This is a genomic window from Salmonella sp. 741265050_HSA, assembly GCF_046569445.1.
Taxonomy (GTDB): domain Bacteria; phylum Pseudomonadota; class Gammaproteobacteria; order Enterobacterales; family Enterobacteriaceae; genus Salmonella; species Salmonella enterica.
In genome coordinates this window covers 119,136-131,841 of the sequence record NZ_JBKFSV010000001.1, presented here as the reverse complement: position 1 = coordinate 131,841, position 12,706 = coordinate 119,136, and the positions used below count along the sequence as shown (strand labels likewise).

The window sequence follows — 12,706 nt, the reverse complement described above, 5'->3', positions numbered from 1 at the left end:
CCGCCTGCGCGGGGGCATACGGCTATTTTGCGGCAGTGTTCATGACGTTATCGAACTTATCCAGCGGACAGAAGCCGTTCGCATCCACCGGACATCCTTTCAGTTCCAGGGTTACCCTTTGCGCGGGCGATTTGAGCGTTAACGCTTCCGCGTTACGTAACTGCCGGGCGCTCTGGTAGACATACTCGATTTTCATCAAATCCCGGTTAGCGTTGCCGTCATGCCAGCGTTGGAAGACAAGCTGGCCGCCAATCGGCGTTCTCTCATACTGGTCATGGAGCTGATAGGGTTTAAAATCCAGGGCCGTCAGCAGCGACGCGATATTGGAATCATGCCCCACCAGCACGGTAACCTTCGGCGCGCTAACGCGATCGGCAACCAGCACCTTATCGATATATTTCACCAGCGGCGCAGCGACATTGCGCGCCACCGTGGGTGAGGTAAACAGGCTGTCCTGATAGCCGTTTTTCAGTTTTGACAGCACCTTCCACTGCCGATCGGTGTGGATGCCGCCCCAGGCGACCTGATCCATCGGAAACCCTTCGTAATATTGCAGGGTAAACGCATCCACCAGCGAGTTCCCTACTTTCAGCGGCCCCTGCACGCCAGGCTCTTGCTGATAGTTCGCGCTGAAGGTATCTTTCGCGTCGATTAGCGAACACTGATGCTTCTCTTTGCAGGACGGCGAGTCCTGATAATGCGTTATCTGCTCAAGCAGTTTATAACTCTCATCAAGATGTAGCTGACTACGCGCCTTTTCCATCGCCTGTACGGCCTGTTGCCGGAACGCGGCGGAATCATCGGTAATTACCGGATTGAAGGTAGGGTCCATAGTGCCCATTTTTTCCTGATGATGAACAGGAATATCACAGCCGGGGAAAGCGCCGGTAATGAAAAATTGCGCGGTGGCGACGGTGCGCTGCAAACTATTCGCATAGGCATATACCGTGTCGGGCGCCGGACATTCTCCCGACGGTATCAGCCCCTGCGCGACCAGCCATTCACGTGTGTAGTGTCCCATATAGACTTCCAGCACGCCGCCTTTCGTCGTCAGTTGCCCGCCGGGAACGTCCCACGCCGGCCAGGCGTTCGGCGTCGACTGCGCCAGTACGCTGCCATTATTCGCCAGCGGCGCCCGCAGATTATGGCGGCTCATCATCAGCACCTGTTGTAATTGATAACCCTCCGGCGTTGTCTGCGCCTGTACGGCGGATGACAACAAAACAGCCCCTGCCACAGCAACAGCGAGTAATGATTTTTTCATCCCTATGACCTCTTGTTGTTATCAAATCGTTCTGAGTGTGACAGAAATGGATCATTTTTCCGGGAACGATTTCGCAAAACGGGGGTTTTTCTTACAGTAAACGCGTTAGCGCCGGGAAACCCCGGCGCATATTCAGAACGTTTTTGCCCACCACAGTCGAAGCTTCATGCCCCAATAGCTGGTCCAGCCGCTGGTGGTGAACACAACCCGACCTTGTGAAACCACCACCAGCGTTGGCGTCACGCTGATTTCCCAGCCAGCGGATAAGGCGCCGTTAGCATCATTGACGACCGGGAAGTCAACGCCCTTGCGCGCCAGCCAGCGGGCAACCTCAGCGTCATCGCCGGAGCGGAGCGCAACGGTCATGACGTTTTCCCCTTCCGCCGCCAGGCGAGCGACCGCAGGCGTAGTAAAGCGGCATACCCCACACCAGCTGGCCCAAAAATAGAGCAGTACGGGGCGTTCCTCGCTCAAGGTCGCCAGAGTTGTCGACTCTCCCGTCAGCGTACGTAATGGTGTCGCGGCAAACGCCGGAGGTGCCTGCGGCGCGCGCCAGACGTCCATGACCACCATTATCGCGATGAGGAGCGCCAGAAAAACCGCGGCTTCACGCAGCCAACGCCGCAGTTTACCCGGCATTGGCAGCCGCCAGTTTTTCTTTCACCACCGCTTCCAGCGTATCCCAGGGCACTGCGCCCGGAATCAGCTCGTCGCCAATGATCGTCGCTGGCGTTCCTTGCACGCCGACCAGCCTTGCCAACTGCAAATTAGTGCGTATCGTTTCCATGCTTTTTTCATCCAGCGTCACTGGCGTAGCCCCTGCTTTCTGCTGGGCCTGTTTAATACTGTCATCCGTATGGTAACCGCGCTTTTGCATGAGTTTTTCATGTAGCGCGAGGAACTGTTGCGGATGCTCGCGCCAGGTGGTCAGCGCAATACGCGCCGCCAGTATGGAACTCTCTCCTTTAAATGGCAGCGGTTTAATAATGACCGCAACGTCAGGATATTTCTGCACAATCTTTTCCAGCATCGGATCGAGCTGTTTGCAGTACGGGCAGTTGTAATCCGTAAAGTTCACCAGCGTCAGCTTAGGGTGTTTAGCGCCTATCCGCGGGCTGGCAGGATCGTTAAACAACGCCGCATGGATCAGATTTTCAATCTGCTTTTCCTGATCCGGCGTAAAAGGAGCGGTTTCTTGCGCGATGCTCAGCGTCGAAAACAGCGCCAGCAGCAAAACAATCATGTATTTCATTGGGTTATTCCTTTCGCTTTTTTCAACATTTGTAATACCGCATCGCGGGTCAGCAAAGTGGGCAATGCCTCCCCTTCCGGCAAGCCGGGGCCATATACCTGATTAAACGGCACGGCGACCTGACCACGCGTTTTCAGAAAATCTGTAATGGCATCGGACGGCAGCGTCCAGTCTCCCCGCAGCGCCACAACATCCGGCTGTTGCAAGGCGGCCTGCACATCCTCTTTTTGCAGGACGTTGTATTTATTCACTTTACAGGTAATACACCAGTCCGCAGTGACATCGACAAATACCCGCTTATGCTGCGCCAGCGCCGACTGGATTGCCTGTTCACTCAACGGTTGCCACTGAACCGTGTCTTGCGCGCTCTTTGACGCAGTGAAGCCGAAATGCGGCAGGAGTAACGTCGCCAGCCAGATAGCCGACCCCAGCATCATCAGACCGAGGATCCTGCGCAGGACATTCATCCAGCGCCCGGGGCGCGGTAAACGTAGCGCAAGCCCTGGTCGTAGCGCGACCAGTAGCCACGGCGCGCTCATTCCCAGGCCAAGCGCAAGGAACAGCCCCCACAGCGTCGGCAGCGACGCCGTGAGCGCCACCGCGACCGCCGTGCCCAGAAACGGCGCGCTACAAGGCGTCGCCAGCAGCGTGGCGAATGCCCCCTGCCAGAAATGTCCCGACATACCGTTACCGCCGTAAGTGGCCAGTTTCGTGGTCATAGATGAGGGAAGCCTGAACTCAAAAAGCCCGAACAGGCTGGCGCTAAACAACAACATCACCAACGCCATAAAACCAATAAACCATGCATTCTGGAACTGGACTCCCCAGGCCAGCGCATGGTTTGACAGGCGAAGGAGGGTCATAAACGCCGCCAGCGCCATAAATGACGCAATGATACCGGCGACCGAAGCCAAAAATTGTCGCCTGATGTGAGAGCGGCTTTTTTCCTCTACCAATAAAATAGAGCCAAGTTTCATGCCCAGAACCGGCAGTACGCAGGGCATTAAATTAAGAATCAGTCCGCCGATTAGCGCCATCATTACAACTTGCCAGAAAGGTAGCGCCGCATTGTCCGGCGTTTGCGCTGGCGCAGCGCCAATGGTTTGCGTGCTCTCCTGGGCGATAGCGCCATCGGCTAACACGAGGGTCAGCGATTTGTCGCGCAAATCGGGCGCCTTTTCGCCCCAACTGTCCGCCACCGGCACCGTCGCCTGTAACCTGTCGCCCTCTACGCGCAGGCGAGGCTTCGCAAAATCGACGTCATCTATGGTGTCAAGATAGAGCCCGGGCGATGACCAGCCCGCCGCTCGCGTAGCAGTGACCACCAGTTCTCCCGGGCGATAGCCGACCTCAAGCGAGTCCGTTAGTCCACTGCGGAGCGGAACTTTACCCATCGCCCGCGCATAGTCATGGGCAAAATCGGCATTCTGCACAGTGGGCGTCACGGAAAAGGGGTAATCGGTCAACAGACAAACATTGCTGCAGGTTGATAACGTCAACACGCCGCGCAAGGTCGCGGGCGGCGTACCGCGCACGATCATCGGAAAGGTCACCTCGTCGTGATATCCCTGGGTGGTGATATTCGCCACATCAAAGCGCGAGGGGGTTGGCCAGAACCAGCTTACCTCAGGCATGTCGCCTTTCCAGGCGATAGAGGGCGCCACGCCCCCTTCCCCCGGCGCGCGCCAGTAGGTTTTCCAGCCGTTTTCCAGTTTGACATCCAGCAACAGCCGGGTCTCACCGTTAGCGGACGTATCGGCACGTAGCCGTATGCTGGCATGGTCGTTATCGGGCGAACGCAGCCAGCCGCTTTCCGCCGCCCAGGAGACGGGCAGCCAAAGCCATAACAGGCAGAACAGTATCCGCCTGAACAAAATCATCATATTTTTTCTCCGTGAATGAGTAATTAACCGTTAGCAATAACCGGTCTGTCATTCACGGAAGACACAAAATCGTAGATGTACCCGTAATGTGGGCGGCGAAATAGCCCGTGGAGGCGAAAACGGCAGGCGCATGACCCGGACAGGCGCCAGTAAGGAAAGCAGTAGACAAAGCGCAAGGATAGCGCCTTCAAAGAGTACCGGAGGCGCCGCCAGCAGCGACTTGGCGCTTAATTCGCAGGGGGTGACCGGCGAGCCGTCATCTGTCGAGGAGGGAGCGCTGACCACCGCAGCAGAGGCCGTCGCCTGCATCTGCAAGGCGTGCAGGCCCGCCATGCGTTGCGCGGTACAAACCATTACCACGACACATGCAAGGCAAAGAAACCACCAGCCCATCCGTTGTTGTTTCGCCATTGCGCCCTCACTGTTTAACGCGAGTTATCTTAGCCACTGGCGCGGTTTTGGCAACCTTTCCCCTGTAAAGTTATGTCGGCGCGCTGCGCAACCTTCTGATAGTCGAACAACGTAATTTATTCTTACTAATGATATAACTGGTGTTTTCATACGCACTTTTCAGGTTTACCCTACACTTAGTGGAGAAACCTTTTGGGGTCCCTTCTGTATGTATTGATTTAGCGAGATGATGCTATGGAACTTAAGGATTATTACGCCATTATGGGCGTGAAACCGACGGACGATCTCAAGACGATTAAGACCGCCTATCGCCGACTGGCCCGCAAGTACCATCCAGATGTCAGCAAAGAACCCGATGCCGAAGCCCGTTTCAAAGAGGTTGCTGAAGCATGGGAAGTGCTGAGTGATGAGCAACGGCGCGCCGAGTATGACCAGTTATGGCAACACCGTAACGATCCACAATTTAATCGCCAGTTCCAGCAACACGAAGGCCAGCCGTATAACGCCGAAGATTTTGATGATATTTTCTCGTCTATTTTTGGTCAGCACGGTCGTCATTCGCACCACCGCCACGCCGCACGCGGTCATGATATCGAAATTGAAGTGGCGGTATTCCTGGAAGAAACGCTGGAAGAGCACCAGCGTACGATTAGCTATTCCGTCCCCGTTTATAACGCGTTCGGCCTGGTGGAGCGGGAAATTCCCAAAACATTGAATGTGAAAATCCCGGCTGGCGTCAGCAACGGGCAACGAATCAGACTAAAAGGCCAGGGCACGCCGGGGGAAAACGGCGGACCTAATGGCGATTTATGGCTCGTTATCCATATTGCCCCGCATCCGCTCTTTGATATCGTCAATCAGGATCTGGAAGTCGTCCTTCCGCTTGCCCCATGGGAGGCGGCGCTCGGCGCTAAGGTGTCTGTGCCAACGCTTAAAGAGCGTATTTTGCTGACCATTCCCCCCGGCAGCCAGGCTGGTCAGCGGCTGCGTATCAAAGGAAAAGGATTAGCCAGTAAAAAGCACACTGGCGATCTCTATGCCATCATCAAAATCGTTATGCCGCCGAAACCTGACGAGAAAACAGCTGCCCTGTGGCAACAACTGGCGGACGCGCAGTCGTCCTTTGACCCACGCCAGCAATGGGGGAAAGCATAATGGCTAACATCACTGTCACCTTTACCATCACCGAATTTTGTTTGCACACCGGCGTGACGGAAGAGGAGCTAAACGAAATCGTCGGACTTGGCGTAATTGAGCCTTACGAAGACGATAACGCCGACTGGCAATTCGACGATCGCGCAGCGAGCGTGGTACAACGCGCGCTACGCTTACGCGAGGAGCTGGCGCTCGACTGGCCTGGGATCGCGGTCGCGTTAACGCTGCTGGAAGAGAATTCACGGCTGCGCGAAGAAAACCGGTTACTGCTGCAACGCCTTTCTCGCTTTATCTCGCATCCCTAATCCACGATAAAGGCAATAAACCGAGGGTGGGCTTTCTGCCCACCCCGGATTTACATGCACCCGGTATAATACCAGAATGCCTCTGACATACTTCCCCCAACGGAAGAAATATAGCCTTTCACCGCGCACAACCCGATCAACGAACCGCCAATGTCAGCCATTAATGCGCCATTGCGAAGATCATCGTTTAAATAAAGACCAGCCACACGTTCACATTTTTTAGATACGTCGGTTATTTTTACACGTTAGCGATCATTTATTGTCTGAAGAATATATTCTTTCACTGTTTTGTACTCTCTGGTTGATACGTACCTTCTCCCTGTCAATGCCGGGTAAAATGTACCGCTGCGCTTACAGGTTGCGGTATTTATAAATAAGAAATACAACAGTCACTTACAGTTTAATAATTGAGCGTTATAACATCCACTACCGCCCAATATTTACACCACGCCTAAAATACAAAAATGTAATAGAATGTAAACAAAATAAGAGCATAAAATAAATAACTTATTAAAAAATCAATATAAATAGAGTGGTCAATAAAAAACGATCGTTTTCAACGAGTTATGTTTCTCAGATTTTCATCTATCCTGAATAGGCTTGCGGAAAATGTAATTTACACCATTGACTATTTCACTTAAAAGGTTTCTGTAATGGAATGGAAGGTCGTTGATACAGTTATAAGTCCCTCTACCGGAGTGTCGTTCTCATGCATACATAGCCTAAAAAATCTTAGATTGACCTTATGGTATCAGGCAGATGTTTACATGCCTCCAGGTAGCATTATCATCCCCTTTAATAAGGGGGTCTTAATAAACGATAAACTTTATCCCGTTACTGTTTACAACGTTACCAGGTTTAATCCTGTTCTATGGAAATCGCTTAAAGAAAATAGCCACTGTCCTGGTAACTGCAACCCTAAACCAGAAGCCTGCAGTTATCCTTTCGAGTGTCTGGTATCCGTTTGTCCATTTGGTTTAACCAGAAATATTCAAATAGATAATAAGAAAGTTTAGGAAATAAAGTATGCATTAGCCATACTACTGATTAAGTGTATTCGCGCACGTTTGCAGTATTTTGCAGTTAAATATGTTTGATATAAAAATTGTACAGTTCGGATATTTTTTGATTCGTTTAATCTAACCTTCACTTTGGCAACGAGGAGCCGGTACAGAGGATATTACTGATGGCCGGCAGACAAAGAAACGCATTGCTTTTAACACTGTATAAATTCCATCCGTGACATTCTTATTTAGTAATATTTCACCAGAGCAATCATCTTACCTTTATTGTGCATAAAAATCAGCAAGTAGTGTTTAGAAAAAATAATGTTTTAGACAAAAGCTCTGCGCGTCATGCTGATCGCCAAAAGCATAACGGGCTGACATCATGTCAGCCCGTGGGTTTACCCCTGCCCTGATCCTTACGGTACGCTTATCGTCATATTGTCATGACCGACAATGACAGGGCCCGGGTAATTTTTCATGGCTTCCTGTTGCCAGACGTCATCCGCAACCGTCGCAGGCACCAGATGACTTAACACCAGTTTTTTCACGTGGGCCTCGCGAGCAATCTTACCGACATCTTCAATCGTGGTGTGATGCGACGCAATCGCTTCAGCCAGCGTTTTTCCGTTGCCAATACTATTAGCCAGTTTTGCTACTGAAGGGACATGTACCGCCTCATGTACCAGGATATCCGCCCCTTGAGCAAACGTTGCAAGCGGCGGAAACCAGGACGTATCGCCAGAGAAGACGATTCGCTTACCCTGGGTATCAAAACGGTAAGCAAACGCTTCACCGTCCGGGAAAGGGGAATGAGGCACTTTCAGCGCGCTTATTGTAACCAGTTCATCTTTATAGATGACGCCCTGGCTAATATCGGTCGCCTTAACCAGGTTGCGCGGATCGGGTTTCCCCTCTTCTTCCATGCGTAGCGTGATATCCCTGTCAAAGACCTTCCAGCTAGCCTTCGTCATCGCCTGGGTTCCCGGCGGGCCATAAACCTGTATGGTATGGTCTTTCAGACCACTTGCCCAGGCATTCATCAGCAAGGAAGGATAATCCAGTATGTGGTCGCTGTGCAGATGTGTGAGCAAAATAGTATTGATGTTGCGCAGTGGAATGCCGTTTTTCACCAGTTGCAGACTGGCGCCGTAGCCGGCATCTATCAGCCATATTTTATCGCCGATAGTGAGCGCCGTCGCTTGCGGTAGTCTGGCTGTATTGAGCAAAGAAGGCCCGCCTTTGGTGCCCAGTAAAACAATGTTGATCTCTTGAGGCGCAGGAGTACCGGCAGCAATGGCAAGGTGGCTTTGCGCCAGCATACAAACCGCCAGCATAGCGACGCTTTTTTTCATCATGTTTTTACTCTTCTTAGTTGAGAAAAGAGGGAACTTCACGTTGGCGAAACTGCGAAGGAGAACAGCCAGCAAGGCGATTAAAGAAACGGGCGAAATAAGCCGGATCTTTAAAACCTAATTGCCAGGCGATCTCGTTGACAGCATTGTCGGAAAAAAGCAGCAGTCGTTTCGCCTCGCGTAATTGCCGATCAAAAATCAGGCGTTTAGGCGGGCGATTAGCAAAACGTCGGCAAATATCGGTCAAACGAGATTCGGTAATATGCAGCTCGCAGGCATAATCGGGCACCGTCCAGTGCTGATGGAAGTGGTTGTCAATTAACAGGGTAAAGCGCTGAAAAAGTTTCAGTTCACCGCGCATCCCGGTTGCGGCGTGATCGTCCAGCTTCGCATTACGCAACAGCAAGGTAAATACCGCCTGCGCCAGTAGCACCAGGGTATGTTCGCAGCCAGCCAGTTGTTCCGTGGACTCCCGCTCAATTAGCTGCCAGTAATGTTTGAGCGCCGCCAGCTCATTGGGTTTATCCGCCAGCGACAGACAGATCCCCGGCAGGCCGAAGGCCTCTCTGGTGCCGGGATAAAGCACTTCCAGCAGCGGCCAAACCAGCTCTTCGCGTACCGTCAGAACATGACCATCGCTATCCGATTCGGTAATAAAAGCATGCGGCACCGAGGGCGGCGTAAGCACAAATAGCGGCGCCTGCACCGAATAGCGATGATCGTCGAGCTGTAGCTCAATCTGCCCGGTATCAAGAAAGTGCATTTGAAAAAACTGGTCGTGGCGATGCGCCTGCATATCACGACCAAAGAAATCCGCCATACGAGCAAACGACTGATAATGCACATCGTTACTGCCCATGCTTTCGTCATACTCTTTGCTGATATCAATATTGGCGATCGCACGTTGGCACATAGTTTCTCCTCAAGGGGTGGCGCGCGGACGCGATGCTTTCATGGGAATGAGCCAGATAATGGCGGCGCCGACGACTAACAGAGAAGCGACAAACCAGAGTCCGCTATTGAAGCTACCGGTGATATCTTTTAGCCAGCCAATCATAAACGGGCTGAGCGCGGAGCCAATATTGCCGGTGGCATTGATGACCGCAATGCCTATCGCCCTGGCGCGTAAACTGATCGACTGATCCGGCGTGGTCCAGAAGATCGCCATCGCGCTAAAAGAACCCGTGGATGCCATCACGATCCCCAGGAGCTGGATCAGGTTATGGTCGGTCGCCGACGCCAGCAGCCAGCCCGCGGCGGCAAACAGGAACGGCAACGCCGTGTGATGTTTACGCTCCTGATGTTTGTCCGAATGGCGGCTCCAGTAAATCATGCCCAGAATAGTACAAATCTGCGGGATCGCCGCCAGCAGGCCGATGGTGATATTGCTACTGCCTTCATTAAAACTTTTCAGGATTTGCGGCGTCCAGATACTAATGGCGCTAAGCGTATTGGTAAGGCAAAAATAGGCCAGCGTATACATCAGTACAATTGGCGTGAATACTTCGCGCCACAGACTACGCTGCTGCATGGCGTTATGGCTGATGGCCCCCTCCGGCTGAACCAGCGTCAGGCGGTCATTATCCATCATCTCCTGCAAACATTTTTTATCCTCTGCCGTCAGCCATTTGGCTTTTGCCGGGGTATCATCCAGGTAAAACCAGACCATAATGCCTAACAAAACTGACGGAAATCCTTCCAGCAGGAATAACCACTGCCATCCATGCAGATTGAATATGCCGTCCAGCGATAAAATATAGCCGGAGACAATCGACCCCAACGCGGTAGTGGCCGGCATGGCAATCATAAATAATGCGTTGGCGCGGGCGCGGAAAAATGCCGGGAACCAGTAGGTTAAATAGAGCAATATTCCTGGCAAAAAGCCCGCTTCGGTAATGCCCACCAGCATTCGCAGCACATACAGGCTTTTCGGTCCCACCGCGAACATCGTGGCGGTAGATGCAATGCCCCATAGCACCATAATGGTCGCAATCCAGCGGCGGGCGCCGACGATGCTCAACATCACGTTGCTGGGAATGCCGAAAATGACGTAGGTGGCGTAAAACAGCGTCGTGGCAAGGCCAAACATGGTGGCGCTTAACCCCAGATCCTGCCCCATCGTCAACCCGGCAAAACCGATGTTGATACGGTCTAAAAACGAGAAGATAAACAACACGAATAAAAATACGATCAGTCGGCGGAACAGTTTATTTATGACGGTTTGTTGACCCGTGCTGAGCGCGTTGTGCGAACTGACAGACTCGGGGCTTTCCGGAAGTGCAGATGATGTGTCGCTCATTTTTTTTCCTCTGATGGGAATTTTTGTAGGGTACTACGGTTGCCCGGTAGCGCTGCGCTTACCGGGCCAGGCTTAATAGACGCCGGACGCACCGGACAGGTTTTTTTCTGCGCCAAAGCGCGCCGCCAGCGCCTCCGCGCCGCGCGCCAGCAGCGTGGTGTCAACGCCGACGGCGACAAATAGCGCCCCCAGTTCCAGATAACGTTTCGCCAGTGCTTCATTGGCCATCAGAATCCCCGGCGCTTTCCCCGCCGCGCGTATCTGCACGATGGCGTTCTCAATCGCCGCCTGCACTTCCGGGTGCTGCGGATTGCCGGCAAAGCCCATATCGGCGCTGAGATCCGCCGGGCCAATAAACACGCCGTCAATGCCATCCACGTCGAGAATTGACGCCAGATTGCTCATCGCCTCACGCGTTTCAATCTGCACCAGTACGCACATGGCGTCGTTGGCCTGGTGGAGATAGTCCGGAATGCGATTCCAGCGCGATGCCCGCGCCAGCGCGCTGCCCACGCCGCGAATACCGGCAGGCGGATAACGCGTAGCCGCCACGGCGTTTCGCGCTTCATCGGCATTCTGCACCATCGGTATCAGCAGCGTTTGCGCGCCGACGTCGAGCAGTTGCTTAATCTGTACCGGATCGTTCCATGACGGACGCACCACCGGCTGGCTGGGATAAGGCGCAATCGCCTGCAACTGGGTCAACACCGTCTGCACGTTGTTTGGCGCGTGTTCGCCGTCAATCAGTAGCCAGTCGAAGCCGGCGCCCGCTAACAGTTCAGCGCTGTAACTGTTGGCAAGCCCCAGCCACAAACCGATTTGCGGACGCCCCACTTTTAACGCGTCTTTGAAAGCATTTTTCATCGTTTTTTCCTTACACAAACCGGCAACTGATCGCGCCCATGTTGCCGTAATCGACATGGAAAGTGTCGCCCTTGCGCGCCGGCACCGGGCGGGTGAACGAGCCGCCGAGGATGATCTGCCCGGCTTCAAGCTGGACATCGTAGGGGGCAAGCTTGTTCGCCAGCCACGCCACGCCGTTGGCCGGATGATTCAGCACACCTGCGGCGACGCCGGTTTCTTCGATCACGCCGTTGCGATAGAGCAGCGCGGAGATCCAGCGCAGATCCAGCTCGTCTGGTTTGATGGGACGACCACCGAGGATCACCCCGGCGTTGGCGGCGTTGTCGGAAATGGTGTCGAACACTTTGCGCGGGCGCTGGGTTTCCGGGTCGATGTTGTGGCTGCGGGCGTCAATCAGTTCCAGCGCCGGAATCACATAATCCGTGGCGTTGTAGACGTCGAACAGCGTGCAGTGAGGGCCGCGCAGCGGTTTCGCCAGCACGAACGCCAGCTCCACTTCGATGCGCGGAACGATAAAACGGTCGGTGGGGATATCACCGCCGTCATGGAAGAACATATCGTCAAGCAGCGCGCCGTAATCCGGTTCGCTGATTTGCGAGCTGGCCTGCATCGCTTTTGAGGTCAGGCCGATTTTGTGGCCTTTGAGCGTGCGCCCTTCGGCGATCTTGATATTGACCCATTCACGCTGTACAGCATAGGCATCTTCAATAGTGATGTTGGGATAATCCAGCGACACTGCGCGGATCTGTTCACGCTGTTTTTCAGCCTGATTAAGTCGCTGGGCGATCAGGGTATGGGTCTGTTTATCGAGCATAGTTGCTTCCTGTTACGTCATTCGGTGCTGCTGCGCCGGGTGGCGACGCGGGTGCGTCTTACCCGGCCTACGGTTCGGTATTGCTTCGTGCATCGTTTTT

At 53.5% G+C, this 12,706-nt stretch carries 13 protein-coding genes; 3 read left to right on the top strand and 10 right to left on the bottom strand.

The features are described 5' to 3' along the window. Positions 1-22: 22 nt before the first annotated feature. From agp to ACLD4F_RS00555, 5 genes are all read right to left on the bottom strand, one after another. The gene (gene agp, locus ACLD4F_RS00575; protein ID WP_000749201.1) at positions 23-1,264 is read right to left on the bottom strand and encodes a bifunctional glucose-1-phosphatase/inositol phosphatase; all 1,242 of its coding nucleotides are present in this window, start codon (positions 1,262-1,264) and stop codon (positions 23-25) included. 132 nt (positions 1,265-1,396) lie between these two features. Further along, complete coding sequence (locus tag ACLD4F_RS00570; RefSeq protein WP_023201793.1) at positions 1,397-1,903, bottom strand: protein disulfide oxidoreductase; 507 nt, start codon at positions 1,901-1,903, stop codon at positions 1,397-1,399. Beyond that, a complete protein-coding gene (locus ACLD4F_RS00565) occupies positions 1,893-2,516 on the bottom strand; it encodes a DsbA family protein (RefSeq protein ID WP_017440946.1) in 624 nt (207 codons plus the stop codon). Before ACLD4F_RS00565 ends, ACLD4F_RS00570 begins: the two co-directional genes overlap by 11 nt. Next, complete coding sequence (locus ACLD4F_RS00560) at positions 2,513-4,399, bottom strand: protein-disulfide reductase DsbD family protein (RefSeq protein WP_079981443.1); 1,887 nt, start codon at positions 4,397-4,399, stop codon at positions 2,513-2,515. The genes ACLD4F_RS00565 and ACLD4F_RS00560 overlap by 4 nt, the downstream gene beginning before the upstream one ends. A gap of 48 nt (positions 4,400-4,447) precedes the next feature. Next, complete coding sequence (locus ACLD4F_RS00555) at positions 4,448-4,810, bottom strand: copper resistance protein (RefSeq protein WP_001118902.1); 363 nt, start codon at positions 4,808-4,810, stop codon at positions 4,448-4,450. A gap of 234 nt (positions 4,811-5,044) precedes the next feature. Here ACLD4F_RS00555 and cbpA point away from each other — a divergent pair, with 234 nt between their 5' ends. The 3 genes from cbpA to ACLD4F_RS00540 all read left to right on the top strand — a co-directional run bounded on the left by cbpA (position 5,045) and on the right by ACLD4F_RS00540 (position 7,286). Then, positions 5,045-5,965 (top strand): curved DNA-binding protein, encoded by a 921-nt coding sequence (gene cbpA, locus ACLD4F_RS00550; RefSeq protein ID WP_000420603.1) that lies wholly within the window; start codon positions 5,045-5,047, stop codon positions 5,963-5,965. Further along, a complete protein-coding gene (gene cbpM / locus ACLD4F_RS00545; protein ID WP_001284251.1) occupies positions 5,965-6,270 on the top strand; it encodes a chaperone modulator CbpM in 306 nt (101 codons plus the stop codon). The genes cbpA and cbpM overlap by 1 nt, the downstream gene beginning before the upstream one ends. A gap of 653 nt (positions 6,271-6,923) precedes the next feature. After that, entirely contained in the window at positions 6,924-7,286 is a 363-nt protein-coding gene (locus ACLD4F_RS00540) for an anti-adapter protein IraM (RefSeq protein WP_001537781.1), read from the top strand. A 407-nt stretch (positions 7,287-7,693) separates the two neighbouring features. On the opposite strand, the gene ACLD4F_RS00535 is transcribed toward ACLD4F_RS00540, so the two are convergent. From ACLD4F_RS00535 to hpaH, 5 genes are all read right to left on the bottom strand, one after another. Further along, positions 7,694-8,632 carry an MBL fold metallo-hydrolase gene (locus ACLD4F_RS00535; protein ID WP_000976564.1) on the bottom strand — a complete coding sequence of 313 codons (939 nt, stop codon included), beginning with the start codon at positions 8,630-8,632 and terminating at the stop codon, positions 7,694-7,696. Between the two features lie 13 nt (positions 8,633-8,645). Beyond that, entirely contained in the window at positions 8,646-9,542 is an 897-nt protein-coding gene (hpaA, locus tag ACLD4F_RS00530) for a 4-hydroxyphenylacetate catabolism regulatory protein HpaA (protein WP_000336602.1), read from the bottom strand. Positions 9,543-9,551: 9 nt separating this feature from the next. After that, positions 9,552-10,928: a 4-hydroxyphenylacetate permease gene (gene hpaX, locus ACLD4F_RS00525; protein WP_001285803.1), complete on the bottom strand. Its 1,377-nt coding sequence runs from the start codon at positions 10,926-10,928 to the stop codon at positions 9,552-9,554. A gap of 72 nt (positions 10,929-11,000) precedes the next feature. Continuing rightward, the gene (hpaI, locus tag ACLD4F_RS00520; RefSeq protein WP_079944643.1) at positions 11,001-11,792 is read right to left on the bottom strand and encodes a 4-hydroxy-2-oxoheptanedioate aldolase; all 792 of its coding nucleotides are present in this window, start codon (positions 11,790-11,792) and stop codon (positions 11,001-11,003) included. A 10-nt stretch (positions 11,793-11,802) separates the two neighbouring features. Next, on the bottom strand, positions 11,803-12,606 hold the full coding sequence (hpaH, locus tag ACLD4F_RS00515; RefSeq protein ID WP_000884795.1) for a 2-oxo-hept-4-ene-1,7-dioate hydratase: 804 nt from the start codon (positions 12,604-12,606) through the stop codon (positions 11,803-11,805). Positions 12,607-12,706 lie beyond the last annotated feature (100 nt).